This window comes from Klebsiella spallanzanii (assembly GCF_902158555.1).
GTDB classification, from domain to species: Bacteria; Pseudomonadota; Gammaproteobacteria; order Enterobacterales; family Enterobacteriaceae; genus Klebsiella; species Klebsiella spallanzanii.
In genome coordinates this window covers 601,974-619,262 of the sequence record NZ_CABGGS010000012.1, presented here as the reverse complement: position 1 = coordinate 619,262, position 17,289 = coordinate 601,974, and the positions used below count along the sequence as shown (strand labels likewise).

Genomic DNA, 17,289 nt, shown 5'->3' with positions numbered 1-17,289 from the left:
CCTGCGGGCGCTTTTTCTTTATCCGTGATATCCGTTAAATCCGCCCCTGAGCCTGTAGCCACTCGCGCAGCAGGAACAGCGCGCTAACGTTACGGGCTTCATTGAAGTCTTCTTCATCGAGCAGCGTCATCAGCTGCGACAGCGGCCAGCGAACCTGCGGCAACGGTTCTGGCTCATCGCCCGGCAGCGATTCTGGATAAAGGTCTTCTGCCACCAGGATATTCATCTTGCTGGAAAAATAGGACGGGGCCATGCTCAGTTTTTTCAAAAACGTCAGCGTGTTTGCGCCAAAACCGACTTCTTCTTTTAGCTCACGATTCGCGGCTTCCAGCACGCTTTCGCCTGGATCGATCAGGCCTTTGGAAAAGCCCAGCTCATAGGACTCCGTACCCACAGCGTATTCGCGAATCAGGATAATATGGTCATCGACAATCGGCACAATCATCACGGCTTCGCGGGTAGAAGGCCGCATCCGTTCATACACGCGGCGTACGCCGTTGCTGAACTCAAGGTCCACGCTTTCAACATTAAAAAGACGCGAGCGCGCGACTGTTTCAACATTGAGAATAGTGGGTTTTTGTAATGATTTGCTCATTGTCATCGGTCTATGCTGTGATTACAGAGGTCATTGTGCGATACGCAGCACGGTTTCGGCAATTCAATTCGCCACTAATTTACATAATTGCAACCTTATCGTTTTAGATTTCATTGTTACAAAGACCAAAAAGTCAAGAGGTTGAATACTATTTGAGAATATACCGATTCCTGGATTTTAACGTTTTTGATAAGGTTGTATGCTGCTGCATTGCACAATACATTTTCCCGTTTTGACATGATATATGCCGATTGCGTACGTTTTTTTACCTCCATTGTGAATGGCAACCGACGATACCAGTAAGAAAAGAATAACTATGATGGGATGGGCATGGGCACCTTTCTGATTTTTTTGATAGCTCTGCTAATCTGCGTATTGCTTATCGGGTGGTGGTATCGAGCACATGCCAGACGTCGCCGCCTGCCGCTGCTGCATGCCTTTAGCGATGCCGCTACGCGTAAGCTTTCCGATGAAGAGCGCAGTGCTGTAGAAAAGTACCTCGAAGGCCTTAGCCGCAATCAGCAGCTCCCTGCTTCGGGGGCCAGCATCGCGCCGATAAATCTGACGCTTAACGAACAAAGCGGCACCGTTTTTACCGTCACCCGTGCGATCACCCGTTACGGCATCACCACTGACGACCTGAATAAATGGCGCTACTTCCTTGATTCAGTGGAGGTCCATCTTCCACCCTTCTGGGAACAACATATCAATGATGAAAACAGCGTTGAGTTAATCCCTACCGATAGCTTGCCGTTGGTCATCGCTCTCAACGGACAAACGCTCAGCGACTATCCTCAGGAGTCTCGCGGATTCGCTCTCGAACCGACAACGGCGAGGCAGGCTTCCATTCGTGGCGAAGAGAGCGAGCAGATTGAGCTGCTGAACATTCGCCAGGAAACAGCTGAAGAACACGCGCTTAGCCGCCCTGACGGCCTTCGCGAAGCCATTCTGGCGGTCGCTGCATTCCTGCTCTTTTATTGCAGTCTGATCGCTCCCGACGTTTTTTCACCCTGGCTATTGGGCGGCGGCCTGTTGTTGCTGTTAGCTTGCATATGGGGTATCTACGCGCCGCCGCATAAAGCATCATTACGGGAAATTCACTGCCTGCGCGGTATGCCCAAACGTTGGGGACTGTTTGGCGAAAACGATCAGGAACATACCAACAATATTTCCCTCGGTATTATCGACCTGATTTATCCACGCCACTGGCAACCATGGATTACCCAGGATCTTGGTCAGCAAACGGATGTCGACATCTATCTGAGCCGTCATGTGGTCCGCCAGGGACGCTTCCTGTCTCTGCATGATGAAGTCAAAAACTTCCCGCTTCAGTACTGGCTGCGCAGCGCGATTATCGCCTCTGGCGCGCTGCTGGTTGTCGTAATGCTGTGGGCCAGCGTTCCGCTGAACATGCCGTTTAAATTCACCCTGTCATGGCTGAAAGGCGCACAAACTATCGAAGCGACAACGGTTGCTCAACTGGAGAAATCACAGATCCGCATCGGCGATACGCTACGCCTGAAAGGGTCAGGCATGTGTAATATCCACACGCCAGGCACCTGGACGGCAAAAGAGAACTCGCCGTTTATGCCGTTCGATTGTTCGCAAATCGTCTGGAATGATGCACCTCCCCTGCCGTTGCCGGAGTCCGACATCGTCAGTAAAGCTACCGCGCTAATGCAAACCGTTCAGCGCCAGCTTCACCCCGAATCCGATGACGATTCGCGCGTCAGCCCGGCGCTGCGTTCCGCGATTCAGAAATCAGGCATGGTGCTGCTGGATGACTTTGGCGATATCGTGACAAAAACCAACGACCTGTGCTCCGCAAAAGACGACTGCGTTCGTTTAAAAAATGCGCTGGTTAACCTTGGCAACACGCGTAATTGGGAAACCCTCACCAAACGCGCCAGCACGGGCAAACTGGATGGCGTTAACGTGTTGCTGCGCCCGGTAAGCGCTGAGTCGCTGGAAAATCTGGTCACCACTTCCACCGCTCCTTTTGTCAGCCGGGAAACTTCGCGCGCAGCTCAGGCGCTAAACAGCCCGGCTCCCGGTGGTTTCCTGATTGCCAGCGATGAAGGAAGCGACCTGGTGAATCAGCCATGGCCAAGTACCGGATTATACGACTACCCTGCTCACCAGCAGTGGAGCGAACTGCAGCGTCTGGCGGGTATGTTGATGCACACGCCGTTCCAGGCTGAGGGGATCGTCACCAGCCTTTATACCGATGCCAACGGAACACAGCATATCAATTTGCATCGCATTCCTGACCGCACCGGCCTGTGGCGTTATCTCGGGACAACGCTGCTGCTGCTGACCATGCTGGGCTGCATGGCGTATCACGGTATCCAGGCCATCCGTCGTTATCAGCGCCACCGCCAGCGTCAGGAAGAGATCCAGAAATACTATGAAAGCTGCATGAATCCGGTTCTGCTTTCCTCGCCGGACCCGCAAGAATAATTCTCTGTGCGACGGGGTGTGATACCCTGTCGCGCAATTCCCCCCTCGCTGGAGACTTACCATGCATTTTGATATCGCCTGGCAGGAGGTTGATACCGTTCTGCTTGATATGGACGGCACGCTGCTCGACCTCGCCTTCGACAACTATTTCTGGCAAAAACTGGTTCCGGAAACCTGGGGCGCCGCGCGGGGACTCAACCTTCAGGAAGCCAGAGACGCAATGCGCCAGGAGTATCATGCAGTGCAACATACGCTAAACTGGTATTGCCTGGACTACTGGAGCGATCGCCTGGGTTTGGATATTTGTGCGATGACCAGCGAGCAGGGGCCGAGAGCCGCCCTGCGTGACGATACGGTGCCGTTCCTTGATGCGCTTAAAACCAGCGGCAAACGCCGGATTTTGCTGACTAACGCCCACCCGCATAATCTGGCGGTGAAGCTAAAGCATACCGGGCTGGATGCGCACCTTGATTTATTGCTTTCCACCCACACATTTGGTTATCCGAAAGAAGATCAGCGGCTGTGGCATGCTGTGGCTGAGGAAACCGGCTTCAACGCGCGCAATACGCTCTTCGTTGATGATAATGAGGCGATTCTGGACGCGGCGGCGGAGTTCGGTATCCGCTACTGCCTGGGCATCACTAACCCCGATTCCGGGCTGGCGGAAAAAAGCTACGCTCGCCATCCGGGGCTGAGTGATTACCGAAACCTGATCCCCGCGTTGATCCCACAGGAGAGGCCATGAAAGAAAAAACCGTCGCAGCCGTCAGGCTGGACAAATGGCTGTGGGCAGCCCGTATTTATAAAACCCGCGCTTTGGCGCGCGAGATGATCGAAGGCGGCAAGGTGCACTACAACGGTCAGCGCAGCAAGCCGGGGAAAATTGTCGAGCTGAACGCCACCCTGATGCTCCGCCAGGGCAATGATGAGCGTACCATCGTGGTAAAAGGCATTACCGAACAGCGCAGGCCTGCCAGTGAGGCCGTCGCGCTCTACGACGAGACGGCAGAGAGCATCGAGAAACGCGAGAAAATGGCGCTGGCGCGGAAAATGAACGCGCTAACCATGCCGCATCCCGACAGACGTCCGGATAAGAAAGAACGCCGCGACCTGATGAGATTTAAACACGGCGATAGTGAATAACTGTGGCCAGCAAGAGAGATTATTATGACTCAACACGATCAATTACATCGCTATCTGTTTGAAAACTATGCCGTGCGCGGTGAGCTGGTAACAGTTTCAGAAACCTTAGAACAGATTCTGACGAACCATAGCTATCCGCAGCCAGTGAAAACCGTGCTGGCGGAGCTACTGGTCGCCACCAGCCTGCTGACCGCGACGCTGAAGTTCGCTGGCGATATCACCGTTCAACTGCAGGGCGATGGCCCGCTGTCGTTGGCGGTCATTAACGGCAACAACCAGCAGCAAATGCGCGGCGTAGCCCGTACTCAGGGCGAGATCCCGGAAGGGGCAGATCTGAAAACCATGGTCGGTAACGGATATCTGGTCATTACCATCTCTCCGCAGGAAGGTGAGCGTTACCAGGGCGTAGTCGGGCTCGAGGGCGATACGCTGGCGGCCTGCCTGGAAGATTACTTCCAGCGCTCTGAGCAGCTGCCAACCCGACTGATCATTCGTAGCGGCGAACACGAAGGCAAACCGATGGCTGGCGGCATGCTGCTGCAGGTTCTGCCCGCGCAAGACGCGCAAGCAGCTGATTTCGAACACCTGAGCACGCTAACCGAAACCATCAAAGCTGAAGAGTTGTTTACTCTGCCAGCGAACGATGTGCTCTGGCGCCTGTACCATGAAGAAGAAGTCACCGTTTACGAGCCGCAGAACGTCGAGTTTAAATGTACCTGCTCTCGTGAACGCTGCGCTGGTGCGCTGAAAACGCTGCCTGATGAAGAGATCGACAGCATCCTGGCCGATGAAGGTGAAATTGATATGCACTGCGATTATTGCGGCAATCATTACATCTTCAATGCAATGGATATTGCCGAAATCCGCAATAACGCTTCACCAGCCGACCCGCAGATTCACTAACCTGCCCCTCGCCAGAGGCAAATGTCATCCTCGCTTCTGGCGTCAAGTATTTTTCTTCGCGAGATGAATCGATTCTCTATGAAAGAGTTACGTAATTTTCTTTCAGGTAAGCGATTACATTCACATTTCAATAGTTTTTTTAATTACTTTTTAACCATTAAGAAACATCTACCCCCACTAAAGCCCGATTTCCTGAGATAATCCCCTACGCTTCGTGACAGGAGTCACAACGTTTTTCGTGAGTATGTCGTTTGTCGAGATACGTAAATCTATGAGCCTGGTCGCGGTCTATACCCCGTAATAAACCCTACAATTTAAAGCAGTACATATTGGCTAAGGAGCAGTGACATGCGCGTTAATAATGGTTTAACCCCGCAGGATCTCAAGGCTTATGGTATCAATGACGTCCAGGATATCGTCCACAACCCCAGCTACGATACTTTGTATCAGGAAGAGCTCGCCCCCAATCTGGAAGGTTATGAACGAGGCGTATTAACAAATCTTGGTGCTATCGCTGTCGATACCGGTATTTTTACCGGCCGTTCTCCAAAAGATAAGTATATCGTTCGTGACGACACTACCCGCGATACCGTGTGGTGGTCTGATAAAGGCAAAGGCAAGAACGACAACAAACCGCTCTCAGAAGAAACGTGGCAGCACCTGAAGGGACTGGTTACCCGCCAGCTCTCCGGCAAGCGTCTGTTTATCGTTGATGCCTTCTGCGGTGCCAATGCTGACACCCGCCTCAGCGTCCGTTTTATTACCGAAGTCGCCTGGCAGGCGCATTTCGTGAAGAACATGTTTATTCGCCCAAGCGATGAGGAACTGGCAAACTTCGAGCCGGATTTCATCGTGATGAATGGCGCCAAGTGCACCAACCCGCAGTGGAAAGAGCAGGGCCTCAACTCCGAGAACTTCGTCGCCTTCAACCTGACCGAGCGCATTCAGCTGATTGGCGGAACCTGGTACGGCGGCGAAATGAAGAAAGGTATGTTCTCGATGATGAACTATCTGCTGCCGCTGAAGGGCATCGCTTCCATGCACTGCTCTGCCAACGTCGGCGAAAAAGAGGATGTCGCCATCTTCTTCGGCCTTTCCGGTACGGGTAAAACAACCCTCTCCACCGACCCGAAACGCCGCCTGATTGGCGATGACGAACACGGCTGGGATGACGATGGGGTGTTTAACTTCGAAGGCGGCTGCTATGCCAAAACCATTAAGCTTTCCGAAGCCGCAGAGCCGGATATCTACCATGCAATTCGCCGCGATGCATTGCTGGAGAACGTCGTGGTACTGGCCGATGGCACCATCGATTTTAACGACGGTTCGAAGACCGAAAACACCCGCGTCTCTTATCCGATCAACCATATCGAGAACATTGTTAAGCCGATCTCTAAAGCGGGCCATGCCACCAAGGTTATCTTTCTGACAGCTGACGCGTTCGGTGTGCTGCCGCCGGTTTCTCGCCTGACCGCCGACCAAACCCAGTACCACTTCCTGTCTGGCTTTACCGCTAAACTGGCCGGTACCGAGCGTGGTGTGACGGAGCCGACGCCAACCTTCTCCGCCTGCTTCGGCGCCGCGTTCCTGTCGCTACACCCGACGCAATACGCAGAAGTGCTGGTCAAGCGCATGCAGGCTTCCGGCGCGCAGGCTTATCTGGTCAACACCGGCTGGAACGGCACCGGCAAACGTATCTCGATCAAAGATACGCGCGCGATTATCGATGCGATCCTTAATGGTTCTCTGGACAATGCCGAAACTTTCACCCTGCCAATGTTTGAGCTGCAAATCCCAACCGAGCTGCCGGGCGTAGATACTCATATTCTTGACCCGCGCAATACCTACGGCTCACCAGAACAGTGGCAGGAAAAAGCTGAGCATCTGGCGAAGTTGTTTATCGAAAACTTTGAGAAGTATACCGATACGCCAGCGGGCGCAGCGCTGGTTGCCGCAGGGCCGAAACGCTAAAGCGGTTCATCAGTAACAGAAAAGCCGGGAATCACTTCCCGGCTTTTTAATGCTCTTTGACCCGTCCTGAATAGCGTTGACACGTTCCTGACTTAAATCCGGAGAACGTGATGATGACTGAGTTCAAACGCACCCAACGTGATTATCCTCTATCCTTTAAAATAGCCGTTGTTGAACAGGTTGAAAAAGGCGAGATGACCTATAAACAGGCTCAGCAGCGGTATGGCATTCAGGGGCGCTCCACCGTTCTTGTCTGGCTGCGTAAATATGGCCGGCTTGACTGGAGCCCCGGACTTCCTGACCTGGTGAAGAGGAAACTGCCTGTGGCTCAGACGACTGTCCCGCTTACACCCGAGCAAAGAATCAGGGAACTTGAAGAACAGCTTGAGCTGGCAAACCAGAAAGCTGAGTTTTTTGAGTCGGTTATCAATGTTCTGAAAAATGATTATGGGGTGAGCATCGTAAAAAAGCGGCCCGGCAAGTCCTCGCGCAAAGTCCGATCCCGAAAATAACCGTTACGCGTGCATGCCAGTTCCTGGGGCACAGCAGACAGGCATGGTACCAGGACAACACAAGGCGCAGAAAACGGCAGGAACATCATGCTCAGGTTCTGGAATTTGTTGCCCGCATCCGGTGTCGTCAGCCGAGAATCGGTACGCGTAAACTGCACTATCTGCTGAATACTCAGGCCGATAAAACGCTGAATATCGGGCGGGACCAGCTGTTTAACTTGCTGGATGAATACCGGCTCCTGGTGCCGGTGAAACGGGCATATCACAAAACCACCAACAGCCATCATCGCTTTCACTGGCATCCTAACCTGCTGAAACCCGGCCCTGAACAGGTTATCGCCCTTGAGCCGGAGCAGGTCTGGGTTGCCGATATTACTTACCTTCCGCTACGTAGCGGCACGGCCTATCTGAGTCTGGTCACCGATGCCTGCTCCAGAAAAATCGTGGGTTACCATGTCGGGGAAAACCTGCAGACAGAAAACGTGGTAAAAGCGTTCAGACAGGCGCTGAGGCGGAGAAAAACGACAGGTCCGCTGGTACATCATTCTGACAGAGGGCTGCAATACTGTTCAGCGCTCTATCAGTCAGTCCATGAAAGAAACGGGATAACCTGTTCAATGACCGATGGTTACGACTGCTACCAGAATGCACTGGCAGAGCGAATAAACGGTATCCTGAAAAATGAGTTTTTACTCTCGCGTCCAGCCGATCTGGCATAAGCCAGAATGATGGTAAAAGAGTCGGTGGGAATTTATAACCATGAGCGGCCACATCTGGCCCTGAAGTACAAAACGCCCGATGATGTTCATCAGGCGTTTTATCGACAGAAAACTGTCAACCTATATCAGGACTAGTCACTTAAAACAGATATCAGGCAGGCTTTTTCTTACTTGCCGCCTTACGCCGCTTATCCAGGTCCTTAATCAGCTTATTCACCTGCTCGTCGGCAAACATTGCCTCCAGCGTGGTAGAGAGCTTACGACGCCAGTTTGGATATTCCGTGCTGGTCCCCGGAATATTGACCGGCTCGGCCATCTCCAGCCAATCCTCAGGCTGCAGACCCAGCAGCGCGCTATTGCTGTCAGCAATGTAGCGCTGCATTCCGCGATTGAGGGTCGACGTCATCGCCATCAGCGACGCTTTATGCCCGGTACGCTTTGGCAGGCAGCCGTAGCGATGCAGTGCATCCAACAGCCCCTGCTTCGCCAGCTCGCGATCCTGGTACAGTCCGCGTAGCACCACCTCATCCGGATACAGGCCCAGCGATTTACCCAGCGTCAGGTCGCCGCTTTCCCAGTAGCCGCGAAGCGTTGGCAGGTCATGCGTCGTTGCCACAGCCATTGATTGCTCCGGATACGCCTTCGGCGCACGGAAAGTCTTCTCGTGGTCATTTTCGAAATAGAGCACTTTATAGGAGTAAACACCGCTTTTGCGCAGCTTACCGACGATCTCAACCGGCACGGTACCCAAATCCTCGCCGATCACCATACAGCGATGACGCTTACTCTCCAGCGCCAGAATCGACAGCAGGTCATCCACCGGATACTGCACGTAAGCACCGTGGTCAGCCGTTTCACCGTAAGGGATCCACCACAGACGCAGCACCGACATCACATGATCGATGCGCAGCGCGCCGCAGTTTTGCATGTTAGCGCGCAGCAGTTCGATAAACGGCTCGTAGGCACGCGACACGATGATATGCGGATCCATCGGCGGCAGGCCCCAGTTTTGCCCCAGCGGGCCCAAAATATCCGGCGGCGCGCCGACGGAAGCTTTCAGGCAGTAGAGCTCGCGATCGCACCAGGTTTCAGCCCCGCCTTCCGCAACGCCAACCGCCAGGTCACGATACAGGCCAATTGCCATGGCATCGTTTTGACTGGTATGCCAGCATTCGGCAAACTGGGTGTAAGCCAGCCACTGCAGCCACAGGTAAAAATTCACCTCATCGGCATGCTCAGCGCAGAATGCTTTCACTTCCGGGCTGTTAGTGTCCTGATAAGCCTTCGGCCAGGCGGGCCAGCCCCAGCGCATCGGATCCTGCTTAACCTGCCAGGCATGAAGCGCGTCAAACGCCGCCTGCCAGTACAGACTTTCGCCCTCACGCGTCACAAACTGACGAAACTCTGCAGCCGTCTCATCATTGCGCGCGGAAAAACCTTTCCAAGCCATGCGCAGTGCAGTGAGCTTCAGCGCGGTCACAGCGGCATAGTCAACGTCATCGGTCTGGCGCGCGGCCTGTAAGGCCTGCTGCGTGGCCGGTGATTGCCACCATTTCTGCGCCTCTTTACTGTGACGGAAATCCTCTACCGCATTGACGTCAATATAGATAACGTTAAGCCAGCGACGCGACGAAGGGCTGTACGGGCTGGCGCTCTCCGGGTTAGCCGGATAGAGCGCATGAATCGGGTTAAGCCCGATAAACGAGCCGCCGCGGCGGGCGATTTCCGGCAGCATAACGCGCAAATCACCGAAATCACCAATCCCCCAGTTCTTCTCCGAACGCAGCGTATAAAGCTGCACGCAGGTTCCCCACAGCTTCTTGCCGTCCTTTAGCGCCTGCGGCTCGTAGCAGCGTACAGGCGCGACAATGGCCCGACAGTGCCAGCGATCGCCATCCTGAGTCAGCGTCAGCGTGTGATAGCCTTCCGGCAGTTTTGCTGGCAGCGGCAGCGTTTCGCCGCCGCGCACCTGGCCCTGATACTGTTTCCCTTCTTCAGTGGTGAGGATCCAGTGGAACTCCCCCTGGCCCGCCACCGGCAGAGACATCTTTTTGCCGTAGGTAAAAACCTGCACCACAGGCAGCGGGTTAACCGCCACCTTCGTGGCGATTGTTGTACGATGCATCGCATCAAGCAGCCGCTGCTTGGTCGCCGCAGCAATTGACTGCGGCTTCCCGTGCGCGTTGATGTAGCTTGGGCTTATTCCCGCCGCCAGGGCAGCGTTATCAAGGCGTTTAGTCTCCATAGGCCAGTCCTTAGCGTTTTGCCTGCCAGATACGTTGCTGATAATCGCGAATGGAGCGGTCAGAGCTGAACATGCCGCAGCGCGCAGTGTTCAGAATCGTCGCGCGGGTCCAGGCTTCCTGGTCGCGATACAGCTCATCAACTTGCTTCTGCGCCGCCACGTAGGCTTCAAAATCGGCCAGCACCAGGTACGGATCCCCGCCTTTCAGCAGACTATGCAGCATCTGGTCGAAGGCATGTTTGTCGCCATCGCTATATTTACCGCTTTCCAGCTCTTTCAGCACCGCATCCAGCAGCTTGTCTTTCTTCCGCCATTTCAGCGGATCGTAACCTTTGGCCTTCAGGGCTTTCACTTCTTCTACGGTATGACCGAAGATAAAGATGTTTTCTTCTCCTACCTGCTCAGCGATTTCAACGTTCGCGCCGTCCAGGGTTCCGACAGTCAGCGCGCCGTTCAGCGCCAGCTTCATGTTGCCGGTACCGGAGGCCTCTTTGCCCGCAGTAGAAATCTGCTCGGAGACATCCGCCGCCGGGATCAACATTTCCGCCGCCGACACGCAATAGTCCGGCAGGAACACGACTTTCAGCTTATCGCCTACCTGCGGATCGTTATTGATCGCTTCAGCAACCTTGTTGATCGCCCAGATAATATTCTTCGCCAGATAGTAGCCTGGAGCCGCTTTCGCACCGAACAGGAACACCCGCGGTACGCGGTCTGCCTGCGGGTTCTCACGAATCTCTTTGTACTGCGCGAGAATGTTCAGCAGGTTGAGGTGCTGACGCTTGTACTCGTGCAGACGCTTAATCTGGATATCGAAAATCGCCTGCGGGTTAATCTCGATACCGGTACGCCGCTTCACAAACTCCGCCAGGCGAACCTTGTTGGCCAGCTTAATGTCGCGGTACGTCTGGCGGAACTTCGCATCGTCAGCGTATTTTTCGAGGTTAATCAGCTGGTCGAGATCGTTGGCCCACTCTTCCTTCAGCGTCTTATCCAGCAGCGCGGCCAGGGCCGGGTTGCACTGTTTGATCCAGCGGCGCGGGGTGATGCCGTTGGTAACGTTGTGGAATTTATTCGGCCACAGCTGGTGATATTCCGGGAACAGGTCTTTCACTACCAGGTCGGAGTGCAGCGCAGCAACGCCGTTAACCGCAAAGCCGCTGACCACGCACATGTTCGCCATACGAACCTGTTTGTCGTGAACCACCGCCAGTTTCGCCCATACCTGCTTATCGCCCGGCCAGGTTTTATCCACCAGCTTTTTAAAGCGGTCGTTAATCTCTTTGATAATCTGCATGTGACGCGGCAGCAGCGCTTTCACCAGCTTCTCATCCCAGCACTCCAGCGCTTCCGGCATCAGGGTGTGGTTGGTATAGGCGAAAGTTTTGCTGGTGATCGCCCACGCGTCATCCCAGCTCAGCTGATGCTCATCGATCAGCACGCGCAGCAGCTCCGGGATCGCAATCGTCGGGTGAGTATCGTTCAACTGGATGACTTCGTAATCGGCCAGCTCCGCCAGCTTGCGGCCCGCCAGATGATGGCGACGCAGAATATCGGCAACCGAGCAGGCGCACTGGAAGTACTGCTGCATCAGACGCAGTTTTTTACCCGCCTGATGGTTATCGTTCGGATAGAGGACTTTCGTCAGTTTTTCCGCGTCGATACCCTGCTGTTCAGCACGCAAGAAATCGCCGTCGTTGAATTTGGTCAGGTTAAACGGATGCGCGTGTTTGGCTTGCCACAGACGCAGCGGTTGCGCGACGTTGTTGCGATACCCCAGCACCGGCAGATCCCAGGCTTCGCCGGTAATCACGAATGCCGGTACCCACTCACCGCCTTTGGTCACTTTACCGCCGAGCCCAACCTGCACATCCAGCGCTTCATTGTGGCGGAACCACGGATAGCTGCTGCGCCCCCAGTCGTCCGGTGCTTCCATCTGCTGTCCGTCAGCAAATGACTGGCGGAACAGGCCGTACTGGTAGTTCAGGCCGTAACCGGTCGCCGACTGGCCGACGGTCGCCATGGAATCGAGGAAGCACGCCGCCAGACGGCCCAGGCCGCCATTGCCCAGACCCGGGTCGATTTCCTCTTCCAGCAGGTCGGTCAGGTTAACGTCATGGGTCTGAAGTTCATCGCTCACCTGCTGATACCAGCCAAGATTAAGCAAGTTGTTGCCGGTCAGACGACCAATCAAAAACTCCATGGAGATGTAGTTTACGTGGCGCTGCCCTTCGGTCGCTTTCGCTACCGGCTGAGCCGACAACAGCTCGGATAGCGCACCGCTCACGGCGCGCCACCATTGACGCTGGGTCATCTCGGAGGCGGACTGTAAACCAAAATGCTGCCACTGACGCGTCAGTGCAGCCTGAAACTGAGCTTTGTTAAAAGAAGTCTGTGACATAAGAAATCCGGGTCCTTTACTAAAACGTTAGCGTTAGTGTGCCGACCTCCCGGAGTCACGTCCTCATCCCGCCAGGGATTAGCCGGGGAGGAGTAGCGGGGATGAGCGAAAAGTGTGATCGTGGCCACTATTACGTTAGCCGATCGGCGAAATTATGCTGCAAAATTCGCCACGCCGGAACAACAAATCGGTCACGCTTACCGCATGAAACTTTGTTACAAGCCAAGACGGTAAAAGTAAGCAAAATGCCGCTTTGTAAATATTGAGAAATAAAAGTAAATATCAGGAGAATAAACAGACTTAAATACAGAAATAGCTCAAAAGGATGACTAATAAGAATTCGCTGATAATAATTTAATAAAAACAAACAACTACTAGTATTGTAAAAAAAGATTAGCTTATTGTGCCTAAAAATCCCGCAAGCCCAGTAACCGCGCACGCTGTCACCCCTTTATATGAATTTCACTCTATGTCAAAATTTGTGACATAGAGCAAATTCAAGAGCATAAAACTCGGACATAACTTGCAATAAAATTCATTATGGCCGACCTTATTAGATATTAATTACGAAGCGCAAAAAAATTCGCAATCCTCCCTTGCACAGCGAAATGTAGAACTATGTTGATTCCGTCTAAATTAAGTCGTCCGGTCCGCCTTGAACACACCGTGGTTCGCGAGCGATTACTGGCGAAACTTTCCGGCGCGAACAATTATCGTCTCGCGTTGGTGACCAGCCCGGCTGGATACGGTAAGACCACGCTCGTTTCTCAATGGGCGGCGGGGAAAAATGACCTTGGCTGGTTCTCGCTGGATGAAGGCGACAACCAACAGGAGCGTTTTGCCAGCTATCTTATTGCCGCTATTCAACAGGCCACCGGCGGTCACTGTGCGGCCAGCGAAGCCATGGTGCAAAAGCGCCAGTACGCCAGCCTGCCCTCCTTGTTTGCTCAACTGTTTATTGAACTGGCCGACTGGCAGCGCCCGCTGTTCCTGGTGATTGATGATTACCATCTGATCAGCAATCCGGTTATTCATGATGCGATGCGTTTTTTCCTCCGTCATCAGCCGGAAAATATGACCCTGGTGGTTCTGTCGCGTAACCTGCCGCAGCTCGGTATCGCCAACCTGCGCGTACGCGATCAACTGCTTGAGATTGGCAGCCAACAGTTAGCTTTTACCCATCAGGAAGCCAAGCAGTTTTTCGACTGCCGCCTCAGTTCGCCTATTGAGCCCGACGACAGCAAAAGGCTGTGTGACGATGTCGCCGGTTGGGCCACCGCGCTGCAGCTAATTGCCCTCTCAGCGCGCCAGAACAATACCTCCGCTCATCACTCCGCCCGCAGGCTTGCCGGAATTAACGCCAGCCATCTTTCAGACTATCTGGTCGATGAAGTCCTGGATAACGTTGATCCCCGGACGCGCAACTTCCTGCTGAAAAGCTCGCTGCTGCGCTCGATGAACGATGCGCTCATCGTCCGCGTCACTGGTGAAGAAAATGGCCAGATGCAGCTGGAAGAGATCGAACGTCAGGGGTTATTCCTGCAACGGATGGACGATTCCGGCGAGTGGTTCCGCTACCATCCGCTGTTCGGTAACTTCCTGCGCCAGCGCTGTCAGTGGGAGCTGGCGGTTGAACTGCCGGAAATTCACCATGCGGCAGCCGAAAGCTGGATGGCGCAAGGTTTCCCGAGCGAGGCTATTCATCATGCTCTGGCTGCGGGTGACGCAAAAATGCTGCGCGATATCCTGCTCAGCCACGCGTGGGGAATGTTTAACCACAGCGAGCTGGGTTTACTGGAGCAATCTCTGGCGGCGCTGCCGTGGTCAAACTTACTGGAAAATCCGCGTTTAATTCTCCTGCAGGCCTGGCTGATGCAGAGCCAACATCGCTACAGCGAAGTGAACACCCTGCTGGCACGCGCTGAGCAGGAGATGGATGCGGAAATGGACACCGCCATGCACGGCGACTTCAACGCCCTGCGTGCTCAGGTGGCGATTAACGCCGGGGATCAGGACGAAGCGGAGCGCCTGGCGATGGTGGCCCTTGATGAACTGCCGTTGGCTAACTACTACAGCCGTATCGTCGCGACATCGGTACACGGCGAAGTGCTGCACTGCAAAGGCCAGTTGAGTAAATCGCTGGCGGTGATGCAGCAAACGGAACAGATGGCCCGCCGCCACGACGTCTGGCATTACGCGCTCTGGAGCATGATCCAGCAGAGCGAAATTCTCTTCGCTCAGGGTTTCCTGCAGGCGGCCTGGGAAATTCAGGAAAAAGCCTTCCAGCTCATTCGCGAACAGCATCTCGAACAGCTGCCGATGCATGAATTCCTGCTACGTATTCGCTCCCAGCTGCTGTGGGCCTGGGCGCGGCTGGATGAAGCGGAAGCTTCCGCGCGCAGCGGCATGAACGTGCTTTCTACCTATCAGCCGCAGCAGCAGTTGCAGTGCCTGACGCTGATGGTGCAGTGCTCGCTGGCGCGCGGCGACCTGGATAACGCCCGTAGCCATTTGAATCGCCTGGAAAACCTGCTCGGCAACGGCCATTACCATAGCGACTGGGTATCCAATGCCGATAAAGTGCGGGTGATTTACTGGCAGATGACCGGCGACAAAGCCGCCGCGGCAAACTGGCTGCGCCAGACGCCGAAACCAGAATTTGCCAATAACCATTTTCTGCAGAGCCAGTGGCGCAATATCGCCCGCGCGCAAATCCTGCTCGGCGATTTTGATTCTGCTGAAATGGTACTGGAAGAGTTAAACGACAATGCGCGCTCGCTGCGCTTGATGAGCGATCTGAACCGCAACCTGCTGCTGCTCAACCAGCTTTACTGGCAGGCAGGACGTAAAAACGAAGCGCAGAAAGCCTTGTTAGAAGCGCTCACTCTCGCCAATCGCACCGGGTTTATTAACCATTTTGTGATCGAAGGTGAAGCGATGGCGCAACAGCTGCGCCAGCTGATTCAACTCAATACGCTGCCGGAGCTGGAGCAGCACCGCGCCCAGCGTATTCTGCGCGATATCAATCAGCATCATCGCCACAAATTCGCCCACTTTGACGAAAACTTCGTTGAAAGGTTGCTGAACCACCCGGAAGTGCCGGAGCTTATTCGCACCAGCCCGTTGACCCAGCGCGAATGGCAGGTGCTGGGGCTAATCTATTCCGGTTACAGCAACGAACAAATCGCCGGTGAGCTGGATGTCGCCGCCACCACCATCAAAACCCATATTCGCAATTTGTATCAGAAGCTTGGCGTCGCGCATCGCCAGGATGCCGTACAGCATGCCCAGCGGTTGCTTAAGATGATGGGGTACGGGGTTTAACCCCGTACCTGAATAAGATAGCCGCCGTCGAGCGGCTCGCAGGAAAATCGAACCGGAAGAAACCGTTCGACCACCGCGATATTCGTCAGCAAATGCGCTGACGTTTTCGCCACGGTAAACGAACCATCTCCCGCCAGCGCCAGCGGTAAAATCAGCTGGTCAGCCAGATATTCCCCCACCGCCGCCGGGCTTGCAAGATAGTGTTTAGCCTCTAAAGCCAGCTGGTGCGCGACCTTTTCAGCGCTCACGCCTTTGGTGCCAAAGGCAATAAACAGCTCCGTGAGATTCTCGCACTCAACGGCCAGCGACAGCGTATTCCCCGGCCCGGCGCCGCCTTCCAGTACCTGAACCTTTTTATCCGCCAGCGGCAGCCAGGACTCCAGCGCCATCACTTCACGTTCGCCGACGTGGTAAGGAACAGAAGCCAACAGTGCTTCAGCGCTCATCCTCACCGTTTCACCGCGCGATATCAGCTGTAGCCCGCTCAATGACGCAACCGGTCCAACCTTCGCCACCACCGCGCCGCCGCCCGCCGGATAGAAGCCGTGTTTTATCAGGGTGGCGTGCTGGTTTATGCCCATCTTCGCCAGCAGCGGCTCCCAGACGCGGCAAATAAAATCCGCGCTGGGGGCTGACTGATTATGCGTCCCCCCGCTCACTTCGACGCGGGCCGGACTATCGGCAAACCAGAGTGCGGGTAAAACCGTTTGCAGCACCAGCATGCAGCTACCCGCGCTGCCGATAGCAAATTTATACTCCCCGCCGCGAACCCGTCCCGGAGCAAAGCGTAACCGCTGCGAACCCAGTTCATCGCCGTTGACCTCAGCACCACAGATTTCCTTCGCCGCCAGCACCGCCGTTAAATGCTGGCGCAGCAGCCCCGGCCTGGCGCGACCGGCGCGAATGCCGCTAATCTCAAACGGCTGGCCGGTTATCATCGACAGGCTCAGCGCCGAGCGCAAAATCTGCCCGCCGCCTTCTCCCTGCGCACCGTCCAGCGCAATCATCCTTTCCAT

General features: G+C 54.7%; 10 protein-coding genes and 1 pseudogene. 7 read left to right on the top strand and 4 right to left on the bottom strand.

Annotated elements, in window-relative coordinates:
- Window positions 1-34: 34 nt before the first annotated feature.
- On the bottom strand, window positions 35-595 hold the full coding sequence (nudE, locus tag FN082_RS14010) for an ADP compounds hydrolase NudE (RefSeq protein ID WP_139539088.1): 561 nt from the start codon (window positions 593-595) through the stop codon (window positions 35-37).
- 330 nt (window positions 596-925) lie between these two features.
- Between nudE and FN082_RS14005 the strand changes: the two genes are divergently transcribed.
- From FN082_RS14005 to FN082_RS13975, 6 genes and pseudogenes are all read left to right on the top strand, one after another.
- Window positions 926-3,055: an intracellular growth attenuator family protein gene (locus FN082_RS14005; RefSeq protein ID WP_139538994.1), complete on the top strand. Its 2,130-nt coding sequence runs from the start codon at window positions 926-928 to the stop codon at window positions 3,053-3,055.
- 61 nt (window positions 3,056-3,116) lie between these two features.
- Window positions 3,117-3,800 (top strand): GMP/IMP nucleotidase, encoded by a 684-nt coding sequence (gene yrfG, locus FN082_RS14000; RefSeq protein ID WP_139538995.1) that lies wholly within the window; start codon window positions 3,117-3,119, stop codon window positions 3,798-3,800.
- Window positions 3,797-4,198, top strand: coding sequence for a ribosome-associated heat shock protein Hsp15 (gene hslR / locus FN082_RS13995; RefSeq protein WP_139538996.1), 402 nt, complete (start codon window positions 3,797-3,799; stop codon window positions 4,196-4,198). The genes yrfG and hslR overlap by 4 nt, the downstream gene beginning before the upstream one ends.
- Window positions 4,199-4,216: 18 nt before the next feature.
- Window positions 4,217-5,101, top strand: a complete 885-nt coding sequence (hslO, locus tag FN082_RS13990; protein ID WP_180349583.1) for an Hsp33 family molecular chaperone HslO — start codon at window positions 4,217-4,219, stop codon at window positions 5,099-5,101.
- Window positions 5,102-5,449: 348 nt separating this feature from the next.
- Window positions 5,450-7,072 (top strand): phosphoenolpyruvate carboxykinase (ATP), encoded by a 1,623-nt coding sequence (gene pckA / locus FN082_RS13980; RefSeq protein ID WP_139538999.1) that lies wholly within the window; start codon window positions 5,450-5,452, stop codon window positions 7,070-7,072.
- A 110-nt stretch (window positions 7,073-7,182) separates the two neighbouring features.
- Window positions 7,183-8,438: pseudogene (locus FN082_RS13975) on the top strand (IS3 family transposase).
- A 16-nt stretch (window positions 8,439-8,454) separates the two neighbouring features.
- Here FN082_RS13975 and malQ read toward each other — a convergent pair.
- Together malQ and malP are read right to left on the bottom strand one after the other, a co-directional pair.
- Window positions 8,455-10,548 (bottom strand): 4-alpha-glucanotransferase, encoded by a 2,094-nt coding sequence (malQ, locus tag FN082_RS13970; protein ID WP_139539000.1) that lies wholly within the window; start codon window positions 10,546-10,548, stop codon window positions 8,455-8,457.
- A gap of 10 nt (window positions 10,549-10,558) precedes the next feature.
- A complete protein-coding gene (gene malP / locus FN082_RS13965; protein ID WP_142981805.1) occupies window positions 10,559-12,949 on the bottom strand; it encodes a maltodextrin phosphorylase in 2,391 nt (796 codons plus the stop codon).
- A gap of 618 nt (window positions 12,950-13,567) precedes the next feature.
- On the opposite strand from malP, the gene malT reads away from it, so the two are divergent.
- On the top strand, window positions 13,568-16,273 hold the full coding sequence (gene malT, locus FN082_RS13960) for an HTH-type transcriptional regulator MalT (protein ID WP_139539002.1): 2,706 nt from the start codon (window positions 13,568-13,570) through the stop codon (window positions 16,271-16,273).
- Here malT and rtcA read toward each other — a convergent pair.
- Window positions 16,270-17,289 (bottom strand): RNA 3'-terminal phosphate cyclase, encoded by a 1,020-nt coding sequence (rtcA, locus tag FN082_RS13955; RefSeq protein WP_142981804.1) that lies wholly within the window; start codon window positions 17,287-17,289, stop codon window positions 16,270-16,272. The two genes, malT and rtcA, sit on opposite strands and share 4 nt — an antisense overlap.

Excerpts from the sequence above, each read along its gene's own strand:
- nudE (WP_139539088.1), bottom strand. The coding sequence starts at position 595 with ATGAGCAAATCATTACAAAAACCCACTATTCTCAATGTTGAAACAGTC.
- yrfG (WP_139538995.1), top strand. The coding sequence starts at position 3,117 with ATGCATTTTGATATCGCCTGGCAGGAGGTTGATACCGTTCTGCTTGAT.
- pckA (WP_139538999.1), top strand. The coding sequence starts at position 5,450 with ATGCGCGTTAATAATGGTTTAACCCCGCAGGATCTCAAGGCTTATGGT.
- FN082_RS14005 (WP_139538994.1), top strand. The coding sequence starts at position 926 with ATGGGCACCTTTCTGATTTTTTTGATAGCTCTGCTAATCTGCGTATTG.
- malP (WP_142981805.1), bottom strand. The coding sequence starts at position 12,949 with ATGTCACAGACTTCTTTTAACAAAGCTCAGTTTCAGGCTGCACTGACG.
- malQ (WP_139539000.1), bottom strand. The coding sequence starts at position 10,548 with ATGGAGACTAAACGCCTTGATAACGCTGCCCTGGCGGCGGGAATAAGC.
- rtcA (WP_142981804.1), bottom strand. The coding sequence starts at position 17,289 with ATGGAAAGGATGATTGCGCTGGACGGTGCGCAGGGAGAAGGCGGCGGG.
- malT (WP_139539002.1), top strand. The coding sequence starts at position 13,568 with ATGTTGATTCCGTCTAAATTAAGTCGTCCGGTCCGCCTTGAACACACC.
- hslR (WP_139538996.1), top strand. The coding sequence starts at position 3,797 with ATGAAAGAAAAAACCGTCGCAGCCGTCAGGCTGGACAAATGGCTGTGG.